General features: G+C 50.2%; 19 protein-coding genes and 2 tRNA genes. 13 read left to right on the top strand and 8 right to left on the bottom strand.

What is annotated here, in order from left to right:
• Positions 1-28: 28 nt before the first annotated feature.
• Positions 29-1573: an amidophosphoribosyltransferase gene (purF, locus tag ACTHSW_RS08740; protein ID WP_070459897.1), complete on the top strand. Its 1545-nt coding sequence runs from the start codon at positions 29-31 to the stop codon at positions 1571-1573.
• Between the two features lie 74 nt (positions 1574-1647).
• Positions 1648-2139 carry a transcription elongation factor GreB gene (gene greB / locus ACTHSW_RS08735; RefSeq protein WP_070459900.1) on the top strand — a complete coding sequence of 164 codons (492 nt, stop codon included), beginning with the start codon at positions 1648-1650 and terminating at the stop codon, positions 2137-2139.
• An 87-nt stretch (positions 2140-2226) separates the two neighbouring features.
• Here the strand turns inward: greB and plsY are convergent, their stop codons facing one another.
• Entirely contained in the window at positions 2227-2838 is a 612-nt protein-coding gene (gene plsY, locus ACTHSW_RS08730) for a glycerol-3-phosphate 1-O-acyltransferase PlsY (protein WP_070459903.1), read from the bottom strand.
• Positions 2839-2895: 57 nt separating this feature from the next.
• Between plsY and folB the strand changes: the two genes are divergently transcribed.
• Together folB and ACTHSW_RS08720 are read left to right on the top strand one after the other, a co-directional pair.
• On the top strand, positions 2896-3246 hold the full coding sequence (gene folB, locus ACTHSW_RS08725) for a dihydroneopterin aldolase (protein ID WP_070459906.1): 351 nt from the start codon (positions 2896-2898) through the stop codon (positions 3244-3246).
• A gap of 73 nt (positions 3247-3319) precedes the next feature.
• Complete coding sequence (locus ACTHSW_RS08720; RefSeq protein ID WP_070459909.1) at positions 3320-3856, top strand: NUDIX hydrolase; 537 nt, start codon at positions 3320-3322, stop codon at positions 3854-3856.
• 130 nt (positions 3857-3986) lie between these two features.
• Here ACTHSW_RS08720 and ACTHSW_RS08715 read toward each other — a convergent pair whose 3' ends face one another.
• Positions 3987-4625 carry an alpha/beta hydrolase gene (locus ACTHSW_RS08715; protein ID WP_070584156.1) on the bottom strand — a complete coding sequence of 213 codons (639 nt, stop codon included), beginning with the start codon at positions 4623-4625 and terminating at the stop codon, positions 3987-3989.
• A 41-nt stretch (positions 4626-4666) separates the two neighbouring features.
• Positions 4667-5461: a polyamine aminopropyltransferase gene (locus tag ACTHSW_RS08710; protein WP_039862255.1), complete on the bottom strand. Its 795-nt coding sequence runs from the start codon at positions 5459-5461 to the stop codon at positions 4667-4669.
• Between the two features lie 215 nt (positions 5462-5676).
• Between ACTHSW_RS08710 and ACTHSW_RS08705 the strand changes: the two genes are divergently transcribed.
• The 6 genes from ACTHSW_RS08705 (at position 5677) to ACTHSW_RS08680 (ending at position 11318) form a co-directional block, all read left to right on the top strand.
• Positions 5677-5752 (top strand) — tRNA-Thr (locus ACTHSW_RS08705).
• A gap of 36 nt (positions 5753-5788) precedes the next feature.
• Positions 5789-5864: transfer RNA gene (locus ACTHSW_RS08700), tRNA-Thr, on the top strand.
• Positions 5865-5992: 128 nt separating this feature from the next.
• Positions 5993-6784, top strand: a complete 792-nt coding sequence (gene panB, locus ACTHSW_RS08695) for a 3-methyl-2-oxobutanoate hydroxymethyltransferase (RefSeq protein ID WP_049333454.1) — start codon at positions 5993-5995, stop codon at positions 6782-6784.
• Positions 6785-6903: 119 nt separating this feature from the next.
• Positions 6904-7740, top strand: a complete 837-nt coding sequence (gene panC / locus ACTHSW_RS08690) for a pantoate--beta-alanine ligase (protein ID WP_070459914.1) — start codon at positions 6904-6906, stop codon at positions 7738-7740.
• Positions 7741-7828: 88 nt separating this feature from the next.
• The gene (gene mutS / locus ACTHSW_RS08685; RefSeq protein WP_107769316.1) at positions 7829-10429 is read left to right on the top strand and encodes a DNA mismatch repair protein MutS; all 2601 of its coding nucleotides are present in this window, start codon (positions 7829-7831) and stop codon (positions 10427-10429) included.
• A 37-nt stretch (positions 10430-10466) separates the two neighbouring features.
• Entirely contained in the window at positions 10467-11318 is an 852-nt protein-coding gene (locus tag ACTHSW_RS08680; protein ID WP_070459920.1) for a DUF5672 family protein, read from the top strand.
• A gap of 43 nt (positions 11319-11361) precedes the next feature.
• On the opposite strand, the gene ACTHSW_RS08675 is transcribed toward ACTHSW_RS08680, so the two are convergent.
• A complete protein-coding gene (locus ACTHSW_RS08675; RefSeq protein WP_070459923.1) occupies positions 11362-12195 on the bottom strand; it encodes a DUF4198 domain-containing protein in 834 nt (277 codons plus the stop codon).
• Between the two features lie 386 nt (positions 12196-12581).
• Here ACTHSW_RS08675 and ACTHSW_RS08670 point away from each other — a divergent pair, with 386 nt between their 5' ends.
• The 3 genes from ACTHSW_RS08670 (at position 12582) to ACTHSW_RS08660 (ending at position 15614) form a co-directional block, all read left to right on the top strand.
• Positions 12582-13631, top strand: coding sequence for a sulfate ABC transporter substrate-binding protein (locus ACTHSW_RS08670; protein ID WP_199901837.1), 1050 nt, complete (start codon positions 12582-12584; stop codon positions 13629-13631).
• 77 nt (positions 13632-13708) lie between these two features.
• Positions 13709-14767, top strand: coding sequence for a DNA polymerase IV (gene dinB, locus ACTHSW_RS08665; RefSeq protein WP_070459930.1), 1059 nt, complete (start codon positions 13709-13711; stop codon positions 14765-14767).
• 115 nt (positions 14768-14882) lie between these two features.
• Positions 14883-15614 carry a phosphoadenylyl-sulfate reductase gene (locus ACTHSW_RS08660; protein WP_070459933.1) on the top strand — a complete coding sequence of 244 codons (732 nt, stop codon included), beginning with the start codon at positions 14883-14885 and terminating at the stop codon, positions 15612-15614.
• 59 nt (positions 15615-15673) lie between these two features.
• Here the strand turns inward: ACTHSW_RS08660 and recB are convergent, their stop codons facing one another.
• From recB to ACTHSW_RS08640, 4 genes are all read right to left on the bottom strand, one after another.
• A complete protein-coding gene (recB, locus tag ACTHSW_RS08655; protein WP_070459936.1) occupies positions 15674-19330 on the bottom strand; it encodes an exodeoxyribonuclease V subunit beta in 3657 nt (1218 codons plus the stop codon).
• A gap of 144 nt (positions 19331-19474) precedes the next feature.
• Positions 19475-23233 (bottom strand): hemagglutinin repeat-containing protein, encoded by a 3759-nt coding sequence (locus ACTHSW_RS08650; RefSeq protein WP_070459940.1) that lies wholly within the window; start codon positions 23231-23233, stop codon positions 19475-19477.
• Positions 23234-23487: 254 nt separating this feature from the next.
• Positions 23488-25155: a ShlB/FhaC/HecB family hemolysin secretion/activation protein gene (locus ACTHSW_RS08645; protein WP_070459943.1), complete on the bottom strand. Its 1668-nt coding sequence runs from the start codon at positions 25153-25155 to the stop codon at positions 23488-23490.
• Between the two features lie 211 nt (positions 25156-25366).
• Positions 25367-26275, bottom strand: coding sequence for a Dyp-type peroxidase (locus tag ACTHSW_RS08640; RefSeq protein WP_070459946.1), 909 nt, complete (start codon positions 26273-26275; stop codon positions 25367-25369).
• Positions 26276-26319 lie beyond the last annotated feature (44 nt).

Genomic DNA, 26319 nt, shown 5'->3' with positions numbered 1-26319 from the left:
TTAATCTTCAAACTCGGAGAAGCACGATATGTGTGGTGTATTAGGTTTGGTCAGTCATGAGCCGGTCAATCAGATGTTGTATGATGGTTTGCAGATGTTGCAACACCGTGGTCAGGACGCAGCAGGTATTGTTACTGCCGAAGGCAATATATTTCATATGCACAAGGGCAAAGGCATGGTGCGCGAAGTGTTCCGTACCCGCAATATGCGCGACTTGGTCGGTAATGCAGGCATTGCACATGTCCGCTATCCGACTGCAGGCAATGCGGGCAGCAGCGCAGAGGCTCAGCCGTTTTATGTCAGCTCCCCATTCGGCATTGTTTTGGCACACAATGGTAATCTGACTAATACCGAAGAGCTCTATGAAAACGTATGCAACAAACACCTGCGCCACGTTAATACCAGCTCCGATTCTGAAGTCCTACTCAATGTATTCGCACACGAATTACGCCGCGAAGTCTCTAAAAATACAGCCCCTTATCAACTTACCATCGACAATATTTTCAACGCCGTTTCCGAAGTACACCGCTTGGTGCGCGGCGCATACGGCGTAGTAGCCATGATTGCAGGATACGGCATGCTGGCTTTCCGGGATCCTTTCGGTATCCGTCCGTTGGTTTTGGGTTCGCAAATTGACGAATCCGGCAAAAAATCTTATGCTGTTGCCTCCGAATCCGTTGCTTTCAATGCGCTTGCCTATGATTTGGAACGCGATATCCAGCCGGGCGAAGCTGTATTTATTGGTTTTGACGGCACGATTATTTCCCGTCAATGCAGCGATAAAGCCAAATTAAGCCCTTGTCTTTTTGAATATGTTTATTTTGCCCGACCGGACTCCGTCATCGATGGCGTTTCCGTTTATCAGTCCCGTATGGATATGGGTGTATCTTTGGCAGAAAAAATCAAACGCGAGCTGCCTGTCGATGATATCGATGTCGTGATGCCGATTCCCGATACCAGCCGACCCAGCGCGATGGAGCTTGCCGTTCATCTCGAAAAACCTTACCGCGAAGGTCTGATTAAAAACCGCTACATTGGCCGCACCTTTATTATGCCTGGCCAAGCAACACGCAAAAAATCAGTACGCCAAAAACTCAGCCCGATGGAAACCGAGTTTAACGGCAAAAGCGTTTTATTGGTGGATGATTCCATTGTACGCGGTACGACCAGCCGTGAAATCGTCGAAATGGTACGCGCGGCAGGTGCACGCAAAGTCTACATTGCTTCTGCCGCTCCTGAAGTACGCTATCCGAATGTGTACGGTATCGATATGCCGACCCGTGAAGAACTGATTGCAAACGGCCGCAGCGCAGCAGAAATCGCAACCGAGATTGGCGCAGACGGCATCGTCTTCCAAAACTTAGAAGATTTGGAAGCAGTAGTCAAAGCACTCAATCCAAAAATCGAATCCTTTGATTCTTCATGCTTTAACGGTGTTTATCAAACCGGCGATATCGATGAAGCATATCTGAACCGTCTCTCTACCGAAAAATCAGGTTGTGGCGGCTTGAAAGTTCATCCAAGCAAAATGGAACACAGCATCAGTATCAGCGATAGCGATGATGATGAATAAAGTAAATTGACTTACAATAAAGGCCGTCTGAAAATTAATGTTCAGACGGCCTTTAATTATGTTATAGACACATCATGAGTACCGAAACCAAAAATTACATCACACCTACCGGTTGGCAGGCACTGAAAGACGAACTTTATCATCTGGTCAACAAAGAGCGCCCGGAAATCGTCCAAATCGTTAACTGGGCAGCAAGCAATGGCGACCGCAGCGAAAATGGCGATTATCTTTACGGCAAACGCCGTATGCGCGAAATCGACCGCCGTATCCGCTTCCTAACTAAACGCTTGGAAGCTGCTGTCGTTGTCGACCCTGAAGCGCGTGAAGCCACGGACCAGATTTTTTTCAGCGCCACCGTTGGCTTATTGCGCGGAGATGGTCGTGAACAAACCGTCAAAATTGTCGGCGTAGATGAAATTGATACCGCTAAAAACAAAATCTCATGGATTTCCCCTTTGGCACGCAGCCTGATTAAAGCACGCGAAGGGAATGAAGTTGTCTTGGATACACCGGAAGGACGCGAGATTATAGAGATTCTCTCAGTGGAATATATTAAGATTGACTGATTACGCGTGAATAAAGCAAGTGAAGCTATAAAAGGCCGTCTGAAAAATATACTTTCAGACGGCCTTTTATTGATTGTATCTACGTTTTTAAGATTTTCCGGCTTTATCTCCGATTTTGCTTTCTTTGCCTTGAATCAGGTTTTGAATATTGCTTTTATGGCGGTACAACACCAATGCTGCAATGAATACGGTTGCCCATGCCCAAGAGGCGTGTGGCATCATGAAGAAGGCGAAGATTGGGGCACAGACGGTGGCGACCAGTGCGGCGAGGGAGGATACTTTGAAACCGAATGCCATGACCAGCCAAATCAAGGTGCAGAGCAGGGCGGTTGCGGGGGAGAGGGCGAGTAAGACACCTAATGCGGTGGCCACGCCTTTGCCGCCTTTAAAATTGAAAAATATTGGCCACATATGACCGACCAATGCGGCGATGGCGACCAGGGCTATCGTTGCATCAGACAAATTTAAAGCATCTTGCAGACAGCGTGCCAAGATGACGGCAACCAAGCCTTTTACTGCATCGCCGAGCAGGGTCAGTGCGGCCGCTTTTTTCTTACCGCTGCGCAAGACGTTGGTGGCGCCGGGGTTGCCGGAGCCGTAAGTGCGCGGATCGTCCATGCCGTAATATTTTGATACGATGACGGCAAAAGACAGGGAGCCGATAAGATAGGCGGCAATAATGGCGAGTACATTGAACATTTTGGGTGCTTTACTTAAAATGGGAATGGTTATTCTATCAAAAAAACGGACAGGCAAATGGATAAAATCTTTTTGTACGGCATGAAGGCCGATACTTTAATCGGCGTATATGATTGGGAACGCGAGCGTAAACAGACTTTGATTTTGGATTTGGAAATCAGTGTCCCCGAGCGTACCGGCACGAGCGACGATATCGGAGACACCATCCATTATGGTGAAGTATGCGAAGTTGTACGCCGCAGCCTTGCCGAACAGGATTTTTTACTGCTGGAAACTTTGGCGGAACATATCGCCCAATTGATTTTAAATGATTTTGGTGCGGCCAAAGTGCGCGTCCGTATTGTGAAACCGGGTATCTTGCTCGATGTGGCGCAGGTCGGTATTGAGATTGAACGTACTCGGGAATAGGGCTTATCTATGCCGTCTGAAAAAGGATTTCAGACGGCCTTTAATATTTAATAATTTGGAAATGAGGTAAAAAATGGATTTGAAAGAAACTAAATTAAGCAGCGAGCCAATCTACGAAGGTTCTTTTGTTACCATCAGCCGCGATCGGGTTCGCCTACCCAACGGCAATGAAAGCCAACGAGTTGTGATCCGCCATCCGGGTGCTGCGTGTGTGTTGGCGGAAACGGAAGACGGCAAAGTTGTTTTGGTGCGCCAATGGCGTTATGCCGCCGATCAGGCGACGTTGGAATTGCCGGCGGGTAAATTGGATGTGGCGGACGAAGATCCTGCCGAATGCGCTTTGCGTGAGTTGGCAGAAGAAACGCCATATGTCGCCGACAGTGTCAAACTGTTGTACTCCTTTTATACTGCAGTTGGTTTTTGTGATGAGAAAATGTATCTCTACCAAGCGCAAGGCGTGCGTTTGGGTAGCGAATTGAGCAATGATGAAGATGAAATTACTGAAACCGTCCTGATGAGCAAGGACGAGGTGCGCAATGCATTGGTAAACGATGAAATCAAAGATGGTAAGACTTTGATTGGTTTGCAGTATTGGTTGACTCAGAATTGATATGTTAAGTAGAAAATCCTTGATGGATTTCTGAATACTTGAGCCTGATATTTAGATAATAAAGGTTTCATACAAACAAGGCCGTCTGAAAAAGCTTTCAGACGGCCTTGTTTTATTGTGTAGCCGGATTTTAGCCTAATAAAGCCGGTGCAAACCGTGTGATCGTATCGCGTAAAACGATGAGTTTGCCGTGGAAGAAGTGGGACGAACCGGCAATGGTTACAACCGGCAGGCCTTGTGGTTCTGCCCATGTCAGGGCTTTGTTGATTTCGACGACTTCGTCTTCCGCGCCATGGATCATCAATGTTTTGGCGACATCAGGAACATCGGATGGTTCCGGGCGGTCGGTGTAGTGATGGACGGCGGCGCCCATCAGCAACAGCAAATCAGGCGTGCGTGCTTGTGCGGCAAAGGTGGAAACGTAGCCGCCGAATGAGAAACCTGCCAGGACGAATTGCGGCGCGTCAGGATGTTGCACGCGGGCGTAGTCGATAACGGCAATGCAGTCTTGCGTTTCGCCGCGGCCGTAGTCGTGTTCGCCTTCACTATTGCCTACGCCGCGCAAATTGGGCAGGTAGCAATGGAAGCCGAGTTGGCTGAGGGCTTTGGCAGCGGTTTGGATGACTTTGTTGGTGTTGGTGCCGCCTTGCAGGGGATTGGGGTGGTTGATGACGGCAACGCCGCGGGCGGAGTCTTGTGCGCTTGGCAGGTAGATGGTTTCCAGCAAACCGGCCGGGCCGGGAATTTGAATGATATCGGGTTTGAGCATGGGTGTGTCCTTGTTTGTTTTTTCAGACGGTCTGAAGCGGTTTACAGATAAAAATTCTTGCCGTTGTTTTGATTATTGGCTTTCAAATCAGCAAGCATCCGTTTGAAGTCCAAGCCGTATTTTTCGCTTAATTTTTCGGCGCGTTTTTTTAAGTTGTCGAGATTTTGTTCTTTAGGGCTGCTTTGGAATGCCATGACCGCTACGTTGCCGTGGCTTTCTGCAGGCAGCTCGAGTACGCGGCCGTCAAAGACGTTGAGCAGGCGTTCGACAAAGCGTTGGTAACGCTGATCGCCGCTCCACCAGTTGGTCACAAATACACCGTCGGGGGAGAGGGCGTTGCGGCAGTCTTGGAAGAAGGGTTCTTCCACCAAAGCATCGATAATCTGTTCGCCGTCAAAACCATCTACCAAAATTACATCGGTATTGTGGCGGAACACTTTAATATATTCCGCGCCATCCGCCTCGATAATTTCAAAATGTTCGCCTTCGTGCGGCAATTCAAACAGGCTGCGCGCTACGGCGATGACTTGCGGATTGATGTCAATGGCGGTTTGCTTGGTATCGGGCAGGTAGCTGTCTATCCAACGGGCAAACGAGCCGCCGCCCAAGCCAATTTGGGTGATGTGTTTGGGCGGGGTTTCTGCAAACAGCAGCCAACCCATCATGGCGCGGCTGTACGACAACACAAGCTCGGACGGATGATCGACATTCATGGAGCTTTGAATGGTGTCGCTGCCCAAGTGCAGGGAACGGATATTGCCTTCTTCAGAAATACCGACTTCGGGCAGATGGGATTTGGCTGGGCGCAGGCGGCGGTAAGGATGGCGGGGTGGCATGTGTGCAGACGAAAGATGTGAAAGGCGTTATTTTAACAGAAACCATGATGTTTTGCGCTGGGGCGGTTTTCAGACGGCCTTTGAGCGTGTTGGATGGCAAGATAAGGCATGTATTTAATTTTCTTTAAAATCATTGGTTTTTATAATTTCGTGAGTAACTTTGTTTTAAAATGCTTGCCAAGATGGGAACTTATCGGCATAATGCCGACTTCCTTGCCGGTATAGCTCAGTTGGTAGAGCACCTGACTTGTAATCAGGGGGTCCCGAGTTCGACTCTTGGTGCCGGCACCAGTTAAAGACTGATGGTGCTGCAAGGCATTTCAGTAAGCCGGTATAGCTCAGTTGGTAGAGCACCTGACTTGTAATCAGGGGGTCCCGAGTTCGACTCTTGGTGCCGGCACCAATTAAAAGCCCGATTGTGAAAGCAGTCGGGCTTTTTGCTTATGCTTTGATATTTTAAAAGCAGACCTTATAATACCGCGTTTCCATTACAACAAAGGGCTGCCCGTCGGGCGGAACACACAAAACACCATGATTACCGTAAACACTTTGCAAAAAATGAAAGCAGAGGGCGAAAAAATCGCCATGCTGACCGCTTATGAATCCAGCTTTGCCGCGCTGATGGACAATGCCGGCGTGGATGTGTTGCTGGTCGGCGATTCTTTGGGTATGGCGGTGCAAGGTCGTCAGTCCACTTTGCCGGTGAGCTTGCAGGATATGTGCTACCACACTGAATGCGTGGCTCGCGGTACTAAAAATGCCATGATTGTCAGCGACTTGCCGTTTGGCGCATATCAGCAGAGCAAAGAGCAGGCATTTGCGGCGGCGGCAGAGTTGATGGCGGCCGGTGCGCATATGGTCAAGCTCGAAGGCGGTGTCTGGATGGCGGAGACCACTGAATTTCTGCAAATGCGCGGTATCCCTGTTTGCGCCCACATCGGCCTGACCCCGCAATCCGTGTTTGCATTCGGCGGCTATAAAGTTCAAGGCCGCGGCGACAAAGCAGAAGCGTTGCTCAACGACGCCAAAGCGCATGATGCGGCAGGAGCGGCAATCGTATTGATGGAATGCGTGCCTGCGGAATTGGCGAAAAAAGTGACCGAGACAGTTTCTTGCCCAACCATCGGTATTGGCGCAGGCGTGGATTGCGACGGTCAGGTTTTGGTGATGCACGATATGCTCGGCATTTTCCCCGGCAAAACCGCTAAATTCGTGAAAAACTTTATGCAGGGCAAAGACAGCGTTCAAGCTGCGGTCAAAGCCTATGTGGACGAAGTCAAAGCAAAAACGTTCCCATCTGTCGAACATACGTTTGCCGGATAAAATAAAAACCAGGCCGTCTGAAACTTATTTCAGACGGCCTTTTTGATGAATAAAAGCGTATAATCGGCGCGTGATTTCCGTTGATGAAACGGCGGAAAAGATAAAGGATTTTTCAAACCATGCAAATCATTCATACGATTAAAGAATTGCGCGAGTGGCGCAAAACTGCCGGAAAAGTGGCATTTGTACCGACCATGGGCAATCTGCACGAAGGCCATCTTGCGCTGGTGCGCGAAGCAAAAAAACGTGCCGATAACGTTGTGGTCAGTATTTTTGTCAACCGCCTGCAATTCGGACAAGGCGAAGATTTCGACAAATATCCGCGCACTTTGCAGCAAGATGCCGACAAATTGGCAGGCGAGGGCGTTGCCGTTGTGTTTGCGCCTGATGAAAAAGAGCTGTATCCGAATGTGGAACAGCGTTTCAATGTCGAGCCTCCGCACCTGCAAAATGAATTGTGCGGCAAATTCCGCCCGGGACATTTCCGCGGCGTTGCGACCGTTGTGACTAAGTTGTTCAACATTGTTCAACCCGATACCGCCTGTTTCGGCAAAAAAGACTATCAGCAGCTGGCGATTATCAAAGGCTTTGTCGAAGACTTGAATTTCAATATCGAAATCGTCCCGGTCGACACCGGCCGCGCTTCAGACGGCCTGGCACTTTCCAGCCGCAACCAATATTTGAGCGAAGCAGATCGTGCAGAAGCGCCGCGCCTCTATCAAGAGTTGCAAAACATTGCCGCTGCCCTGAAAAACGGCAATCTAGATTACGCCCAGCTTGAAGCCGAATGTATCCGCCGTTTGACCGATGCCGGCTGGGTGGTTGATTACGTTGAAATCCGCCACGCACACAGCTTGGCAGTGGCTCATGTTGGCGATAAAGAATTGGTGGTGCTTGCCGCCGCCCGTTTGGGTACCACGCGCCTGATTGATAATTTGGAAGTGGATTTGGCTTAAAACCAAGCTACTGTTAAAGGCCGTCTGAAACCTGTTTTTCAGACGGCCTTTTGTTACAATAACGCTTTTGCGTTTCTAAGGCTTTTCCATGTCCAAACCCACCGTTTCCCCGATGATGCAGCAGTATCTCGCCATCAAATCGCAACACGCCGACAAGCTGGTGTTTTACCGTATGGGCGACTTTTACGAGTTGTTTTTGGATGACGCAGTGGAGGCGGCAAAGCTGTTGGACATTACCCTGACCACGCGCGGGCAGATGGACGGCGTGCCGATTAAGATGGCGGGTGTGCCGTTTCATGCGGCGGAGCAGTATCTTGCGCGACTGGTTAAGATGGGAAAAAGCGTGGCGGTATGCGAGCAGGTGGGCGAAGTCGGCGCAAGTAAAGGACCGGTGGAGCGCAAAGTCGTGCGCATCGTAACGCCCGGCACGCTGACCGACGCGGCGTTTTTGGAAGACAAGGAAACCAACCGCATTGTGGCGGTGAACACGGATAAAAAACACGTTGCTATTGCGTGGGCTTCTTTGCAAAGCGGCGAATTCAAAACCAAGCTGACGACGGCGGACAAACTCGCCGACGAGCTGGCGCGTTTGCAGGCGGCGGAAATCCTGTTGCCTGAAGGTAAAAGTCTGCCTGACGGTTTTCAGGCAACCTCCGCCAACATCACGCGCCTGAACTCATGGCAGTTTGCCGCCGACGCGGGCGCGAAATTATTGACCGAATACTTCGGCTGCCAAGACCTGTACGGCTTCGGTTTGGACGGCAAGGAACACGAAGCCGCCGTCGGCGCGGCGGGCGCGCTGCTGAACTACATCCGCCTGACGCAAAACCTGATGCCGCAACACTTAGACGGCATTTCGCTCGAAACCGACAGCCAATATATCGGCATGGACGCCGCCACGCGCCGCAATCTTGAAATCACGCAAACCCTCTCCGGAAAAAAATCGCCGACCCTGTTTTCCATACTCGACGGCTGCGCCACCCACATGGGCAGCCGCCTCTTGGCACTCTGGCTGCACCATCCCTTGCGCAGTCGCGCCCACATCCGCGCCCGCCAAGAAGCCGTTGCCGCGCTGGGTTCGCAATACGAAAACCTGCAAGGCCGTCTGAAAAACATTGCGGACATCGAACGCATCGCCGCCCGCATCGCCGTCGGCAACGCCCGCCCACGCGACCTCGCCGCCCTGCGCGACAGCCTATTTGCCCTGTCCGAAATCGAATTGTCCGCCGAGGGCAGCAGTCTCTTAGAAACCCTCAAAGCCGTTTTCCCCGAAACCCTGCCCGTCGCCGAAACCCTCAAAGCCGCCGTGATGCCAGAACCCGCCGTCTGGCTCAAAGACGGCGGCGTCATCAACCAAGGCTATTGCGCAGAACTGGACGAACTGCGCCACATCCAAAACCACGGCGACGAATTCCTGCTCGAGCTCGAAGCGCGCGAACGCGAACGCACCGGCCTTTCTACCCTCAAAGTCGAGTTCAACCGCGTCCACGGCTTCTACATCGAGCTATCCAAAGTTCAAGCCGAACAAGCGCCTGCCGACTACCAACGCCGCCAGACCCTGAAAAACGCCGAACGCTTCATCACCCCCGAACTGAAAACCTTCGAAGACAAAGTCCTGACCGCGCAAGAGCAGGCATTGGCACTGGAAAAACGCCTGTTTGAAGCCCTGCTGAAAGAAGTTCAGACGGCCTTGCCGCAGCTTCAAAAAGCAGCCAAAGCCGCGGCTGCCCTCGACGTACTTTCTACGTTTGCCACCATTGCGGCAGAACGCGGCTTCGTCTGTCCCGAGTTCGCCGACTATCCGGTCATCCATATTGAAAACGGCCGCCATCCTGTCGTCGAGCAACAAGTGCGCCACTTCACCGCCAACCACACACGCCTCGACCACAAACACCGCCTCATGCTCCTGACCGGCCCCAACATGGGCGGCAAATCCACCTATATGCGCCAAGTCGCCCATATTGTCCTTATGGCGCACACCGGCAGCTTCGTCCCCGCCGATGCCGCCCAAATCGGCCCCATCGACCAAATTTTCACCCGCATCGGCGCATCCGACGACCTCGCCTCCAACCGCTCCACCTTCATGGTCGAAATGAGCGAAACCGCCTACATCCTCCACCACGCCACCGAACAATCCCTCGTCCTCATGGACGAAGTCGGACGCGGCACCTCCACCTTCGACGGCCTCGCCCTCGCGCACGCCATCGCCGAACACCTGCTGCAAAAAAACAAATCCTTCAGCCTCTTCGCCACCCACTATTTCGAGCTGACCAAACTACCCGAAGCCCACGCAACAGCAGTCAACATGCACCTCTCCGCACTCGAACAAGGACAAGACATCGTCTTCCTCCACCACATCGAGCCCGGCCCCGCCAGCAAAAGCTACGGTATTGCCGTTGCCAAACTCGCAGGCCTGCCCAACCGCGCTTTGAAATCGGCTCAAAAGCATTTAAACGATTTGGAAAACCAAGCCGCCGCCAACCGTCCGCAGTTGGACATTTTCAGCGCAATGCCGTCTGAAAATAGGGCAGATGAGGAAGGGAAAACACAAGAAATTGAACCTGTTGATAATTTGCAGGCCAATGAATTGGCTGAAGCTTTGGCGCAAATTCAGCCCGACAACCTCACGCCGCGCGAAGCCTTGGATGCCTTGTATCGCTTGAAAGAAATTTGCAACAAGGTGTCGTAAATAACTCAAAGGCCGTCTGAAACAGGAGAAACATATAATGAGTTTTGCTGACATTACCGTGGTTGGTATTACCGGTGCAGATTCTTATACCGAGGGCACGATGTATGCAATTATCCGCAGCTGTGCCGAATTGCCTGGAAGCCGTGGATTGCTGATCAGCCCGAGCTGTCCGCAAGGTTTGCCGGAAAATATCCGACATCAGCCTTGCCGGCCATTCGGTTATCTCGAATATAATCTGTTTGTTTTGTACCAACTGATGTATTACATCGATACTGATTATTGTTTGATCGTTCAAAATGACGGCTGGGTGTTGAACGGTCAAAACTGGCAGGATGCCTATCGGGAATATGACTATATCGGCGCACCTTTGCCGATTTTGTTGGAAACCGAAGCCGACGGGCAGTTTTTCCTGAAGGGAACCGACCAATATTTGGCCAAACAACATCTGATTCAGACTTCTCCAAATTTGGACGAGCCGCAGAATGGCGGTTTCAGCCTGCGCAGCAGACGGCTTTTAGCTATGCCACGACAACTGGGCTTAAATGTAGAAATCCGACCGCCTTTGCCGCCGAAAGACGAAAAAATTGCCGATATGGAATGGCTGATACGGCTGCACCACGAAGATATGTTTTTGACGGCGCAACACCGTTATAGATTGCAGGACTTGGGTCTGAAATTCGCGCCTCCGGATATTGCTACGCAATTCTCTTCAGAAGTACCGTTTATCAATCAAATGAGGAATGTCCCTTTAGAGCGCGTCTTTGGGGCGCATTGGATGGGCAATGTGGTCTTGACCGGCTGCAACCGTGTCCGGTTTGCCCAATTGAATGAGGATAAATTGGAAACATACTCCCGTTTTTTTAGAAATTTGGGTTATGAATGGGAATAAATTAAGGCCGTCTGAAAGTTCAGACGGCCTTTTTTAATGGTTGTTAATGATGATGGTGGGCATGGCGTGCGGCTGCGCGTTTGGTACCAACAGGCACAATCAGCGTTGCGTAAGTATTGTCTTTCTGACATACGCTTTTATCGCCGTAATCGGTCTCGTTCACGACTTTGATTTTCCACAAACCGTCAATCAGCGTAATCACATTGACCACGCCGTTTTTATCGGTTTTGCCGGAGAAGCCTTGAGGTTCGCGGTGGTCATGGGTCGATTCCAAGTCCATTTCCGCCAAAGTGTCCGAGCTGGCGGTAACGGTGGCTTTAACCAAAGGCTCGCCTTTGTACAGGACTTTGACCGGCAAAATGCCGCCAGCTTTGACTTCGTTCGGATTTTGCAGCGGAACCAGTTCCAGCTCTTGGCCGATAGGGCGGGTCAATACCGTTTCATCAACTGCGCCGTTGCCCACTTGGACAAAGCTTTTGCCGAACATTTGTGCCTGTTCGCAATAGGTGGCACCGGCCAGTTGTTTTAAGGTTTGCTGTTTCCAGCCATCTTGGTTTTTCGACCAGAAAGTAGGTTTGTAGGTTGCGCTGACCCAGTAGGAACCTTCAGGCAAAGCAGCTCTGGAAACGTATTGATAGTTTTCGCCTTTATTTACCAAATCAACGGTTTTCTTTGAGCTGCCGGTCAATTGTAGCGGTTTGAAAATATGTATGCGGTCGTCGGCGATTTTTTCGACATTTGGGAAGTCATGGCTGTAACCCAAATCCGCATGCAGGATTTGGCCGGCAGGCTGATGTGTCGGTGCGGCCACCCAAACATCGTGCGCCTGCGCCACTGCACCCAATCCCAGCAATCCCAAAAGCATCCATTGTTTCATAGTTTCTACACTCCATTTTGTTGTTGAATGAAAGGCCTTGTATTTTGGCGAGTAGAAACATTACTCTTATTTGCATTTTTTGTAAATAATAAGAACTATATTTTTTAATTATAAATAATTATTTATATTAGGTTTTAGACGACCTGACGTATTAGGTAATGCAGTTTGCAACGTATGTTTATCCTGTGTAAATAGTTGCTTTAATCTTTATCTAATTAATTTATATACAATTTATTATGATGTTTATCTGAGTGGGCATTTTTTCCCGACTTCAGCCCGGATTGTATATAACCAAAACTGATAAACGCGAAAGCAAACATTATTTCCCGTTTGCCTCCGATCCCGATAAAGTGCTCCCATATTTTCAACAGGAGCCGACCATGAATATCCGTACGCTTTCTTTTGCCGCATTGACCGCCGCGCTGGCTTTGAGCGCGTGCTCGCCAAAAGCCGAACAATCCGCCGACAATGCTTCTCAAGCTGCCGGGGGTAAAGGGGGCGAAGTCAAATTGCTGAATGTCTCCTACGATGTCGCCCGCGATTTTTATAAAGAATACAATCCTTTATTTGTCAAAGAGTTTGCCGCAAAAAACGGCGGACAATCGGTTGAAGTCCAACAGTCGCACGGCGGCTCTAGCAAGCAGGCTTTGGCCGTGGCCAACGGTTTGGCTGCCGATGTGGTGACCATGAACCAGACTTCCGATATTGAGCTTTTGGTGAAAAAAGGTTTGGTCAAAGCCGATTGGAACACGCGCCTGCCGGATAATGCCGTGCCTTATACCAGCAACGTCGTTTTCTTGGTACGCAAAGGCAATCCGAAACACATCCAAGACTGGGGCGATTTGGCCAAAGACGGCGTGCAAATCGTTTTGGCCAACCCGAAAACCACCGGCAACGGCCGCTACGCCTTTTTGGGTGCGTACGGTTATGGTTTGAAAGTGAATAACGGCGATGAAGGCAAAACCAAAGATTTTGTGGCCGCATTGCTGAAAAACACGCCTGTGTTTGAAAACGGCGGCCGTGCGGCAACGACGACCTTCAGCCAACGCAATATCGGCGATGTCTTGGTTACCTTTGAAAATGAGGCTAACTACGTCAGCAAAAAGCTGACCCAAGACCAATTTGAAATTGTCTACCCAAGCTACACCATTCTTTCCGAAGCGCCGGTTGCTGTCGTGGACAGCGTAGTCGATAAAAAAGGCACACGCGCCGCTGCCGAAGCCTATCTGCAAAACCTCTGGAGCGAACCGGCCCAAGAGTTGGCCGCCAATCTTTACCTGCGTCCGCGCAATGCCGAAGTATTGGCGAAACACAAAGCCGATTTCCCTGAGATTGAGACGTTTAATCCGAATGAGAAATTTGGCCCGTGGGAAGAAATCATGAAAAAATTCTTTGCCGACGGCGGATTGTTTGACCAGCTTTCCAGTAAAAAATAAGGCTTGAATATAGAGGCCGTCTGAAACTTCAGACGGCCTTTTGTTACAATAAGCCTTTTTCTTATCCATCTTTTCCCATGTCTCAACGCAAAATCATCCATATCGATATGGACGCATTCTACGCTTCGGTAGAACTGCGCGAGCAGCCGCACCTGAAAGGGCTGCCCATCGTTGTGGCGTGGGACGGCACGCGGTCGGTTATTTGTGCCGCTTCTTATGAGGCGCGCAAATTCGGCTTGCACTCGGCCATGTCGGTGGCAACGGCGAAAAGGCTGTGTCCGCAGGCGGTGTTTGTGCCGCCGCATTTCGATTTGTACCGCCAGGTATCGGCTCAGATTCATGCCGTGTTTCAGCGTTATACCGATTTGATCGAGCCTTTGTCTTTGGATGAAGCCTATTTGGATGTTACCCGAAATTTTGAAAATATCCCGTACGCCAGCGATGTGGCCAAACGCATTCGTGCCGAAATTTTTGAAGAAACCGGTTTGACGGCCTCCGCAGGCATCGCGCCCAATAAGTTTTTGGCCAAAATCGCTTCCGACTGGCGCAAGCCAAACGGGCAGTTTGTGCTGCCGCCGCAAAAAATCATGGCGTTTTTGGAGAGCCTGTCGTTGGGTAAGATTCCCGGTGTCGGCAAAGTCACGCTGAAAAAGATGAATGCCCTCGGTATGCAGACCGCCGGCGATTTGCGCCGTTTTGAGCGCGGCGAACTTTTAAACCATTTCGGCCGCTACGGCTACCGTCTTTACGATTTAGCACGCGGTATCGACGAGCGGCCGGTCAAAGCCGAACGCGAACGCCTGCAAATCTCAACCGAAATCACTTTGCCCGAAGATTTATCTTTGGCGCAGGCTTCAAGCCATTTGCCGCACCTTGCCGAAGACCTCTGGAGGCAAATCGAATGCAAAAACGTCGAAGCCAAAGGCGTTACCCTCAAGCTCAAAACCTACGATTTCCGCATTATCACGCGTTCGCTGACGTATTCTTCCGTCCTTCCCGACAGCGCCTCGCTGCTTCAGGCGGCACATACTTTGCTGCAGCGCATACCGCCGCAACGCGAAGACGCCTTCCGCCTGATCGGTATCGGCGTGAGCCATTTGCTGCCGAAAAACCAGCAGCAGACGCTTTGGTTATAAAGAAATAGAAAAGCATTCTTTCCGTTTGAAGATAGGGCGCAGGACAATATCGTTCCATAACCATATCGACAGCCGTTTTAACAGGCCGTCTGAAAATTATTAGGAACAACCAGCCATGTCTTTATTCCGTCCTCAATTCTGGAAAATCCCCGAAATCAGCGATGACGAACGCCGCCGCCTGCCTGAGTTGGCGGCCACTTTGGAGCGCCGTTTGCAAGACATTGCCGCGCGCTATCCGCAAGCCGTGTTCGCATCCAGCCTTGCGGTTGAAGATATGGTCATTACCGATGCCGTGTGCCGTCTGAAACTGCCCATCCGCATCATTACGCTCAATACGGGCAAACTCAATCCCGAGACCGCCGCGCTGATTGCCGAAACCAATGCGCGTTATCAAACCGAATTGGAAGTATTTTATCCCAACCGACAAACCGCTGCGGAATTTGAAGCGGAGTTTGGTACAACCGCCATGTACGACAGCGTCGAGTTGCGCCGCCGTTGCTGCCATATCCGTAAAATCGAACCACTCAACCGCGCTTTACACAACGCCCCCGCATGGCTGACCGGACAACGCCGCAGCCAGTCCGAAACGCGCAGCGAATTGAATTTTGAAGAGCTGGATACGGGCCGCAACATCGCCAAATTCAATCCTATTTTCGATTGGGAAGAGCAGGATGTTTGGGCATATGCACACGAGCACCGAGTTCCGCTTAATGCGCTGTATCATCAAGGCTATCCCAGCATTGGGTGCGAACCCTGCACGCGTCCGGTCAAGTTGGGTGAGAATATCCGCGCCGGGCGATGGTGGTGGGAAAGCAAAGACAGTAAGGAATGCGGTTTGCACAAATAATCAAAGGCCGTCTGAAAATGTTTCAGACGGCCTTTTTGACGGCTTAACAAAATGATTTATCAAGAATTTGTTTTTCGTTCAACGAAAGTGGAAAGCAGGGCGGTATCGATGTCCCATTTCCAAATGCCGCGATCCGAGCCGTCCATGCCGCGCAGGAAGAGGTAGCGGATGGCGATTTTGGGCAACGGCTTGCCGCGCAGGGCATAGTAGCGTGCGGTGGCAACGGCGTAGATCAGGGCTTGCAGATAGTAGTGATGATGTGCCACGGCTTCGTTCATCGCCTGTTGCGTGTAGGCGCTTGCATCGTTGCCCAAATGGTTGGATTTGTAGTCGATTAAAACGACATTGCCGTCTGAATCTTGGCAAACCATATCAATAAAGCCGTTCAAATAGCCTTGTAAATCATGGAAGTCAAGCAGTTGCGCGGCTTGAACGCATTCGGGCGGCAGGTTTGCTTCGCTTGAGGCAAACCAACGGCGCAAGTCGTCCAGTTTGAAATCGTCCATGTACAGGGTAAACCCCATTTCGGGCAGGCGTCGGGTCGGCGGAATCTGCGACAGGCTCTCGTTGATTAAAGGCGTAAGGCGGCAGGTATCGAGCATGGTGATTACCGTCGGCAGCCATTTGTCTTCAAAGCTGTGGCGTTGCAAAACTTCGGCAATCATTTCGGATTGGCTCTCGGCAGAGGCGGCGAAGTCGAGTTTTTCCAGCATTTCATGCAAACATACGCCGGCATTGGTGCCGTGGGGGAAATGGTGGATATCGAGGCCGTCTGAAAGTGGGGGCGGCAGGTTTTCAGACGGCATGGCACGGTCTGCGCTTTCTGCCGGATCGATGGCAGGTTGCAAAGGCTCGTGTTGTTCGTCGGTTGACTTGGTATGCCGGCTCAAACCGGTAAAGCTGGTGTGGCGGATAAAGTCAAAATCGCGGCGTTTGATGCTATGTGCGCTAAAAGCTTGGTCTTGCTGGCGGCTGTATTGGTAGACGGTTTCCGGCGGGGCTTCTTCCGTGAATGCAAACTCCGTATTTTCAGGCGTGTTTGTGATAAAGCGTTGCCAGTTGGTTTTGAGCATTTCCACAACGTCTGTCGCGCTTTTATAGCTTTGGCTGACGCTTTCGCGGCCGGCATCCGGCAAACCTTCGAGCAGATAGGCAAAAGGATTGTTTGGCGTACAGTTTTTGTTGGCGGCGGCGTAGATATTGAGCTGTTCTTCGGCGCGGGTAAGGGCGACATAAAGTAGGCGTAAATCTTCGGCCGTCTTTTCGTCGGCAAGGTGGCTTAGTTCTGCTTCTGAGGTTTGCGATTTGGCCAGCAGCTCGGTTTCGTGGTTGTCAGTATGCAGGATTTTCCAGTTTTCTTTGGAATTGTCTTTGGTATCCCATGCGAAGGGGCAGTAAACCAAAGGATATTGCAAACCTTTCGACGCGTGCATGGTAACGATTTTGACCAGTTTTTCGTCGCTTTCAAGACGGATGGTTTGCGCGTCTGATGGGAAATGGCCGCTGCGCGCACGGCTGATTTGTTCGTTCAGCCATTTATGCAGGGCGGCAGGGTTGCGGCTTTGGCTGTCTTCTTCGGCCAAAAGCTCCAGAATTTGATAGTAGTTGGTCAGGCTACGCTCGTTGCCGCCTTTGAGCAGGCGTGTTTCGATGTCATGTAGGGCGGCAAACTGCTGCACGGCGGCAAAAATGCCGCCTTTCCGCCATTTTTCCATGGCTTGGGCAGACGACTCCAGCCATTTCAGCAGCTGGTGTTCGTTGTGGTTGAGTTCGTAAATCTCTTTGGCGGTATAGCCGAACAAAACGCCGGTCAAGACAAAGCGCAGCCAGTCGGTTTGCCTTGGGTTGAGCCAAAAGCCGATCAGCGCGGACAGCGAGTCTGCCTCGGCGGAATCGAAAACGGACTGGCGCGACAGCAACACGCTTTGGATACGGCGCTGTTTCAGTTTACCGGCAATCATCGCTGCTTCGTCGTTGAAGCGCACCAAGACGGCAATATCGCCGGATTCCAGCGCGCGGCCTTTGAAATTCAGACGGCCTTCGGCTGCTTCATTGAGCGCAAAGGCAATTTCATCGGCGCAATATTCGGCGGCACGGCCATGCAAAATCTCTTTGTTGGTCTGATCGTCCGTATTGAGCCAGCGTACTTGGATGGCGGGGCAGTGTGGCGATAGCCGGCTTTCGGCGCGGCTGGCGGAGACATCGCTGTAATCGATGTTTTCCAATACAAAGGGGTGTTTTTTTTGTTTGAACAAGGCGCTGATGCCGTTGATCAGCTTGGCATGGCTGCGGTAGTTGACAGCGAGGGTGTAATGCCTGTCCGCATCTTGCGCGGCTTGCAGATAGGCGTAAATGTCCGCACCGCGAAAGCTGTAAATCGCCTGTTTGGGGTCGCCAACGAGAAACAGCGGGCAGCCTTGCTCAATAAAGATTTGGCGGAAAATTTCGTATTGCAGCGGGTCGGTATCTTGGAATTCGTCAATCAGCGCGATTTCCCAGTTTGCCGCCGCCGCTTTTGCCAACGCATTGCCATGTTCATTGGTGGTCAATGCTTGATGGACGTCCAGCAGCAAATCGTCAAACACGCGCTCGCGGCGTGATTTTTTTTGTTCGGCAATGGATTGGTTGATGTAGGAAAGTAGGTCGAGTTGCAGGCAGATGAAGACTGCTTCTTCTGCGCTTTCCATTGCCTGCAAATCACGACCGAGATTGGCCAAGGCTTGCAGCTGAATAATTTCCGGCGCATCGGCATCGGCTTTATATTCTTTTTTCAGTTTGCTGTTGAGTGTATCGACACTGAAATGGTTTAGTTTTCCTAGTGTTTGTTTGCTTAGGCGGGGCAGACGGTTGGATTCGGAGTTTGTTTTTAAATCGGTAAAAACATTTTCAAAGGTATTTCTTCTGTAGATCTGGCCGTTAAGTTTGGGCAAGATTACCCAAAACGCTTTTTCCAAGTCTTCCAACTGGCTGCAAACTTTTTGCCATGTTTCTTGAAGGTTAGCTTGGGCTTCTTTCAAATCGCCTTCGGGCCGTCTGAATTTCAGATAGGGGCGGCCGGTATAGCTTTTGATTTCGGCAAGCATTTCTTCAGGCGTGCATTTCCGATCAAAAACCAATTGTGCCAATGTGGCATCGGTTGCCACTTTTTGCCGCCAAAAGTCTTGCGCAGGAATCAGCAGCCTCTCGCGCGAGTCGTCCGACAGCTCGACATCCAAAGGTGCGCCGCACAAAAACGCGTAATCGCGCAAGACGCGCTGACAGAAGCCGTGGATGGTGTAAATCGATGCGTTGTCAAACTGGCTCAGCGCGGCTTTGAGGCGGAGAGTCAGGCGATGGCAGCTTTCCTGTCCGTCTTGCTCGCCTAAAGCCAAAGGAATCAAGCGATTGAGAAAGTCATCGGGGGATTTTTTCTCTTTTTCGTAATATTTGTTCAGGCCGTCTGAAATATGTTCCGGCTCGCCGCCCAAGGTTTGGATTTCGTTCAAAACCTGCAACACTTCGTCCAAACGCGCGCGCAAACGGGTTTTCAGTTCTGCCGTCGCCGCTTTGGTAAAGGTAACGACCAGAATTTTCTCGATGTCTTTTTTTTCTAAAACAATCAGTCGGGTAAAAAGCGCGGCAATGCCGTAGGTTTTACCCGTACCGGCAGAAGCTTCGATGAGGTTGGTACCGTCGATGGAAAGTGTGAGCGCGTCAAAAGGAAGGGCGGAAGACATGGTTGGAACGGAATAATATTAGCGAGGCATTATCATAACAGAGATAGTGTGTTGTTTTGCATTGATGATAAAAATGCCGTCTGAAAACTTTCTGTTTTCAGACGGCATGTCTTAATGGCTATTAAATGACTTCAATAGTGCATTTTAGTAGCGCAAACGGCGTCTGGCGTAGCTTGGTTGGCGAGGATGGTAGGTATAACGGTTCGCCGCAGGAGCTTTACTGTCGTCATAGTAGTACGCAACATTATTACCGTTGATGGTCGTATTGTTGACGCTCAAACCGGTTGGAGAGCCGGTAGTGATAACAACATTGTCGCTTTGGATGGTGTTTGCCGTATTGGTTACGGTGGCGTCGTTTTTACCTTTGGCGTTGATGCCGCCGTTTGGTTTGCCTGAAGCGTAGCTGCCGTTGACATTGACGGTCAGATTTTTTTCGTTAACGCTGCTGATCGCGCCGGAAGTATTGACTTTGTTGCCTTCTACTTCAACGGAGTTATTGGATACCAGGTTGGTACCGTGCAGGTTGACGTCGCCGTTGTTGGCATTGATTTTAATATCGTTGCCGGCCACTACATTTGCGCCTGCGGCGGTAGAAGACGCGTTATCGGTTTTGTTGACGCCGACAGAGCCGTTGACGTGAGGAACGGCAACACCGGTTTCAACATTGATTGTCGCGCCAGCGCCGATACCGACATTAACGGCTGTACCTTGGTTGGAGGCAGTATTGGCTGACTCGGTGAAGGTTACGCCGTTGCCTGCGGTAATGTTGACGTTGTTGTTGGCAGTAATGTTGGATGCGATTTCAGCAGAGTCTTTGGCGTTGATGACAACATTGGTCGCATTCATATCGCCTTTGACGGCGGTAGATTCTTTTTTGTTTTCATCAGCGTAGTTGACGTTCAGGTTGGCATTCACATCAACGTTTGAACCGTCTTTGGTGTATGCGCCGACAGTCAAAGAAGCGCCTCCTTGTTTACTGCTGCTGTTGCTGGTGTTGTGGGCGGCAGTGTTGTGGTATGAACCTGCATCAATGTTGATCGCACCGGTAACATCATATTTTGTACCTTCATCAGACACTTTGTCATTTGCCAAAACGATGGCATTGCCTGCGTTGATGGTGGTTACGGTTGCAGTGGATTCATTGTGGGTCGAAGAGTTGCCTTGACCTTGTGCAGTGATTTCACCGCCGATGCCTTTGTTGGTGCTGATGCCAACAGAAACGACCAAACCGCCGCCGTTTTGTTTCACATCGGATTTTGCACCGCTGTGTGCCGCTGCATGGGTAACGTTTTTGGCAGATTCAACCACATTGCCGGTCGCGTTAATCACGGTACCTTCTTGATTAATATTGCCGTTTGCAGTGATGGTAGCGTTGCCGCCGGTGTTGATGTTGGATACATGGGATGTATTCGTTACGGTAGTTGCATCTGTTTTGGTGCTGGTAATGCCGACAGATACGCCGACGCCTGCAACGTTATTTTTTTCGTATGCAGTAGCAGATACGCCCAAATCGGTTACGCGGCCGGATTCGGTCACAGTGCTGCTGCCTTTGGATGCAACAACATTGACGTCATTGGCTGCGGAAATGTTGACAGATTCTTCGCCGTTGACTTGGCTGCCGCTGACGGTAACGTTTGAGTTGGAAGACAACTGGGTGTTTTTACCGGTCAAAATGCTGCCGTTCAGGCCGACAGAATGGGTGTCGGTGTGGGTATCGGTAAATTTGATACCGGCTTTGGCAGTCACGCTGCCGTTTTCTTTATTGGTTTCGATACCAGAGTAGCCTTTGATGGAATACTCGTTGACCTGCTTGTTTTCTACTGCTTTGGCTGCATCAATGGTCAAATCGCCTGCGGAAGACAGTTGCAGTTTTTGTGCCGCAAACAATGCAGAACCGATCACATTGATGTCTTTGTTGGAAACAACGGTCAGGTCGGCATTGGAAACCAGGGTAGAACCGGTTACTTTTTCAATGCTGCTGTTGCTGCTGGTTTTAGAGGTAGTGATATTGAAAATCGTACCTTTACGCGCGCTTTGTGCGGAAGTATCGGTGCTGGTGGCGTTTTTAATATCAACATTGCCTGCTTTGGAGCTGACGAATGTACCGGCTTGGCCTTCAACGGTACTGCCGTAAACGTTGACGCCGTTTTTTGCACCCAAGACTACGTTTGAGTTGGCAGTAATGCTGCTGCCGTGCAGGTTTTCTGTACGGTTGTTTTGAACTTGGCTTTCACCGCCGAACAGGCCGCCCCAGTATTTTTTCTGGTCATCGAGGCTGTTGGTATTAGTGGTGGTTTGAGTGCCCAAGTTGATCTTGTTGACATCGGTAACGACATTGCCGTTTGCCGCGATGCTTGCGCCGTAAGTGCTCAAATCGCCTTCGGAAATCAAACCGATATCACCGGCTGCGGAGATTTTGGTTTGATGGGCGGTAGAGTTTTTGGAAGATTTTGTAGCGATACCGGTTTTCAGGGCGGCAGTTTCATTTTTGAAGCTGACATAAGTCGAGCTGCTGTCGGTTTCGCTGTTGCTGCTCAATACGATTCCTTGTTGGGCGGCAATGCGAGCATCAGCAGCCGAGTTTAGTTCGGTCGCATCCAATTGAACTTTGCCTGTGGTGGCAATATTGACAGAGCCGGCATTGATTTTGGTTTGATGCAGGCTTTCGTCAGCAGAAGAGCTCAGGTTGTTGTTGTACCAAAGGCCTTTGCTTTGAGTATGGTCGGATTCTATGCGGTTGGTGGTTTTTACCGCGTTAGAATTGAAGTTGCCTGTGGCAGATGCGGTCAGCGCGCCGGCATTGATGTTGGCTGCGCTCAGGTTGAGGCTGCCGCTATTGTTCAAAGTCAATGACTCGGATGCATTGATATTGCTGGCGGTAAAGGTTTCCGTTTTGTTGCGGTCTGAACGGAAGTGCTGAACATTTTTCGCCTCTTTGCCGCTGGAAGACTTGTTAGCAGAATGGCTGTTAACCGTGCCTTTGATGTCGGTATCGCGGGCAAACAATTCCATTTGTGCGCCGGTCAGATTGGCAGACTGGATGCTCAGGTTGCCTTTGCTGTCGATATTCAGGTAGCGGGTGCCGGTAATCGCCGCATTTTGAATGTTTTGTTTGGCGCGTTTGTCGGTCGCGTGGATGCGGATGGTACCGGCACGCATACTGCCGAAGATATGACCGTCAAGCACCGGCGCATTTGAAGCAGCGTCCAATGCTTCGATTTGCGCGGTTTTGTAGTCGAAGTTGCTTTTGCCTGAAGAAACGTTGATGGCGTCGGCGGCATTAACATTGGCTGATTTACCGACAACAACTTGCGGCGCGAGCAGGTCAACTACGCGGTTGCCGCTCAAATTGCCGTTTACTTGCAGTTGTTTGCCATTGTCGCTGATATTAAAAGATTTCAACGTGCCGTCTGAAACGGTTGGCGTACCGACAACCAAGGATGTGCGGTTGGCATTCAGGATGCTGCCGCCGTTGTGGGTAATGCCGTTAGGGTTTGCCAAAACATAGTCTGCGGCAATACCGAAGATCTCTTGCTGACCCAAGATCAGAGAAGGGTTTTTGCTGACCACTTCGTTCAAGATCACAGATGCGGCCTGACCTTGGAAGTTTTTGTTGGCAGACAGGTTTCCGGCCAGTTGGGATTTACCGGCAGACAGGGCGTTATTCAAAACGGCACCGTGTTGGGAAACGTTGTACTTGTTATATTGGTTGTGAGAAAGACCTTGGGCCGTCGGTGCGGCAATGTTGACGATGTCAACATTGTGTTGCTGCTGTACCGAAGTTTGGCCGATGGCTTCGATATTGGCCGCTACCGCTGCATTTCCCAGGAATGCAAAGCACACGGCGACAGTTACTTTGCCAGAAGCTGAGAGCTTAGGCTGATATAAAGTGTCGATTTTCATGGATTTTAATCCTTATTTATCGTGATGGAGATTGAATCAGAAATCCCATATCGGGTATGAGATTTCTGTTGAGGAAATTTTGAATGTATTAACATTGTTATAAAATTTTTTACAATAATACCACCAGTACGGCCTTGTGTGCACTATTTCAAATGCAAATATAAACCGCCCATCTTATTGATATTAATGAAAAATTAATAATGTTAAGATGGGCGGTTTATATATTGGATAAAAGGATATATATTTACATAACTTTAAAATGGAATGCGCAAAGAAACGGTCACATGATCCTGTATTTCACTGTTTGATTGGTTGGGCATGCGCGCAAAACCTTTGCCATAGTCGGCAGAAAGTTGCCATTTATCCGCCTTGCCCAAATTCAAACCTGCAACCACACCCATGGCGCGTTGCGAACCTTCGTTATTGTTTTTGGCAACGCCGATGTCTGCACCCAGATAAGGCTCGATATAGATGCCGTGAGGCGTATTGCGGCGGAAATAAACGGTATTGCTTAACAGGACTGCGCTGTTTGCGCTCAAAGAAGTTGAACGGAAACCGCGTACATTTTGATGACCGACGACGTCCATTTCTTTGGTGGCAAACAAATCATGAGGGCTATATTGGGCATCGATTTGGTGATGGTTGCGCACGATCCATTTACCCAATGGGCGGTTTTGAATCAAATTGCTTTGCAAGGATACAGAGGTATAGCGCTTGTCGAACGGCGTATGTTCGGTATTTTTCGCAAACCCTTGTTCCACGCCGATATTGTTGAGCCAAATACCGTTTGGCAGGATGGTTGTATGCGACAGGCCGACTTGTGCCGAATAGATTTCCGGGCTTTGCAGTTCCAGTTTGCTGTCGGCAAATTTTGCAGTCTGTTTCACATAATCGATGCCGGCATAGGCGGAGGTAATGTGTTTTTGACTGCGTGAAAATACGCGGTCCGCTTTGATTCCTGCCGCTTTGGATTTGGAGCGGTAGGCATAGCGCGTTACGCTGGGCGTTAAGATGCTTTGCGATTGCGACGCGGCGGCGTAAGTGCTGAATGTCCATGCGCCATAAGGTACTTGGTAGAACATACTGCCGCCGCGACTGTAATGGCTGTCGTGATTGTTTAGATTGGTATAGCCGTTTAGATAAAGGGAGTCGCTCAATCCCAACGGGCTGCCGATATTCAGGCTGCCGCGAAGTGTCGTGGTATTGGGTTTGCTGCCTTTATTGTCGATGGTGACGCTGCCGCCCCAATGTTTTTGGGCATCGTTGTTGAGTTGGATGGAGGCGGTGCCGTCATCATGCGGATAAACATCGATGCTGACGTTGTTGCCGGCAACATGGTTTGCCTGTTCAATACCTTGGTCGAGGTATTGGATGTTTAGAGGTTTGCCTTGATGATCGGGGAAGAGGGTATCGACGTTGACTGTACGGGAGCCGCCGGTAATCTCACGGATTTTGCCTTCGATGACTGCCAATTTCAGGACGCGTTCAGACGTGGTTTCAAATTTGATTTGCGTATGCGGATAGCCTTGAGCGATATACTCGGCAACGATGTCCCGGTTCAGTTGGTTGATGTTGTTTTGATTGATGCATTTGGGTAACTTGGCTTCAATCTTTTGGGAATCGATAAGGGTAATGCCGGAAAGCTCGATACCGGTGTAATCCAAGCATTCGGTATTGTTTTCAGACGGCACCTCTTGTGCAACCGTGTCGTTATCTTGTTTTTTCTGTAAATCCCATGCCGACTGCTCGCGTTTTTGGATTTCGACCGAATGAATCTGATCGAGGTTGTCGCGGAAGTCTTTGTCGAATTGGTTGGGTACGTTTTTATCGATTTGATCAAGCGGATTCGGCGTATTGGCCGCATAGGCGTTCAGCGCGGAGAGAATCAATACGGGCAGGGGAAGAAGGCGGGATTTATACATGGTGTCGTAATTTTATAGGGATAATAATTGGGTTTATTTTATCGAAAATAGCTGCTTGGGGCGTATCAGTTTTTATCGTTGTCTGTAATCAGGGTTTATTAAGCAACGATGGGATAAATTTCTATGATAATACCATAAAATATTAAGGGAATTTAAATAACAAAAACCTGCCTTTGAAAAGGCAGGTTTTTTTCAGACGGCCTTTGAGCCGTTAAAGATTTTGCAAACGTTCGACAGAAGGTGCGTAGTAGTAAGCACCTGATACGGCTTTAGACAAATGTTTCAGCAGTAAGTCGGTTTTGCCGTCAGATTCGCCGAACATATTGAGCAGTTGAACTTCAATATTGTGCAGCGTGTTGCAATAGGAAGTGAACATCAAACCATGTTCGCCGCTGAGTTTGCCGAAGGGTAGGCTGCGGCGGACAATTTTCAGGCCAACGCCGTTTTCTTTAACATTGACGCGGCCGAGATGGGAATCTGGCAGGCGCACGTCTTTGCTGAATTCGTCATTGGTTTCTTTGCTGCGGCCAACGCTGGCTTCTTGTTCGGCAGTGGGAACGGCATCCCATTTTTTCAAATCGTGCAGGTATTTTTGCAGCAAAACATAGCTGCCGCCGGCATCAGGCTTGCCTTCGGGAATAATGGCGACATTGCGCACATTGTCATCGCCCTGCGGATTTTCCGTACCGTCGACAAAACCGTCCAAGCCGCGGTCTTCATACAGGCGCAGGCCGTGTTCTTCAGTGGCTACGCGGATGCTGTCGCCGAATGCGCTGAAAACAGATTGGGCCAAGGCGTAGGCGGCTTTTTGCTCGGTGGCTTGAATGTGGATATAGAGGTCGTGTTGGGTGGAGGGTGCGAGGCCGTTGCCCAATTCTGGGAAAGGTTTGATTTCGCTGCCTTCGTCAGTATGGCCGAACGATTGCCATGCGCGGCTGCCAAAGGCAATGGTCAAACCCAAAATATCATTCGGAAAACGGGTTTTCAGTTTAGCCAGAGCCTCCAAAGAAAGACGGCAGGCAGATTTGATGTCTTCATTGCGGCCGTCTGAAATGTCTGCTTCGATAAAAATACCGGCTTGTGCGTGATCAGGAATAATGGCTGATTGGGGATGGCTCATGATGATTCCTTTCAAAATATTATGGGTTTTTACGCGGGGGATTA

Source organism: Neisseria sp. P0008.S004 (genome assembly GCF_051962755.1).
Classification (GTDB): Bacteria; Pseudomonadota; Gammaproteobacteria; order Burkholderiales; family Neisseriaceae; genus Neisseria; species Neisseria subflava_A.
This window is presented reverse-complemented; position numbering and strand designations above follow the sequence as displayed.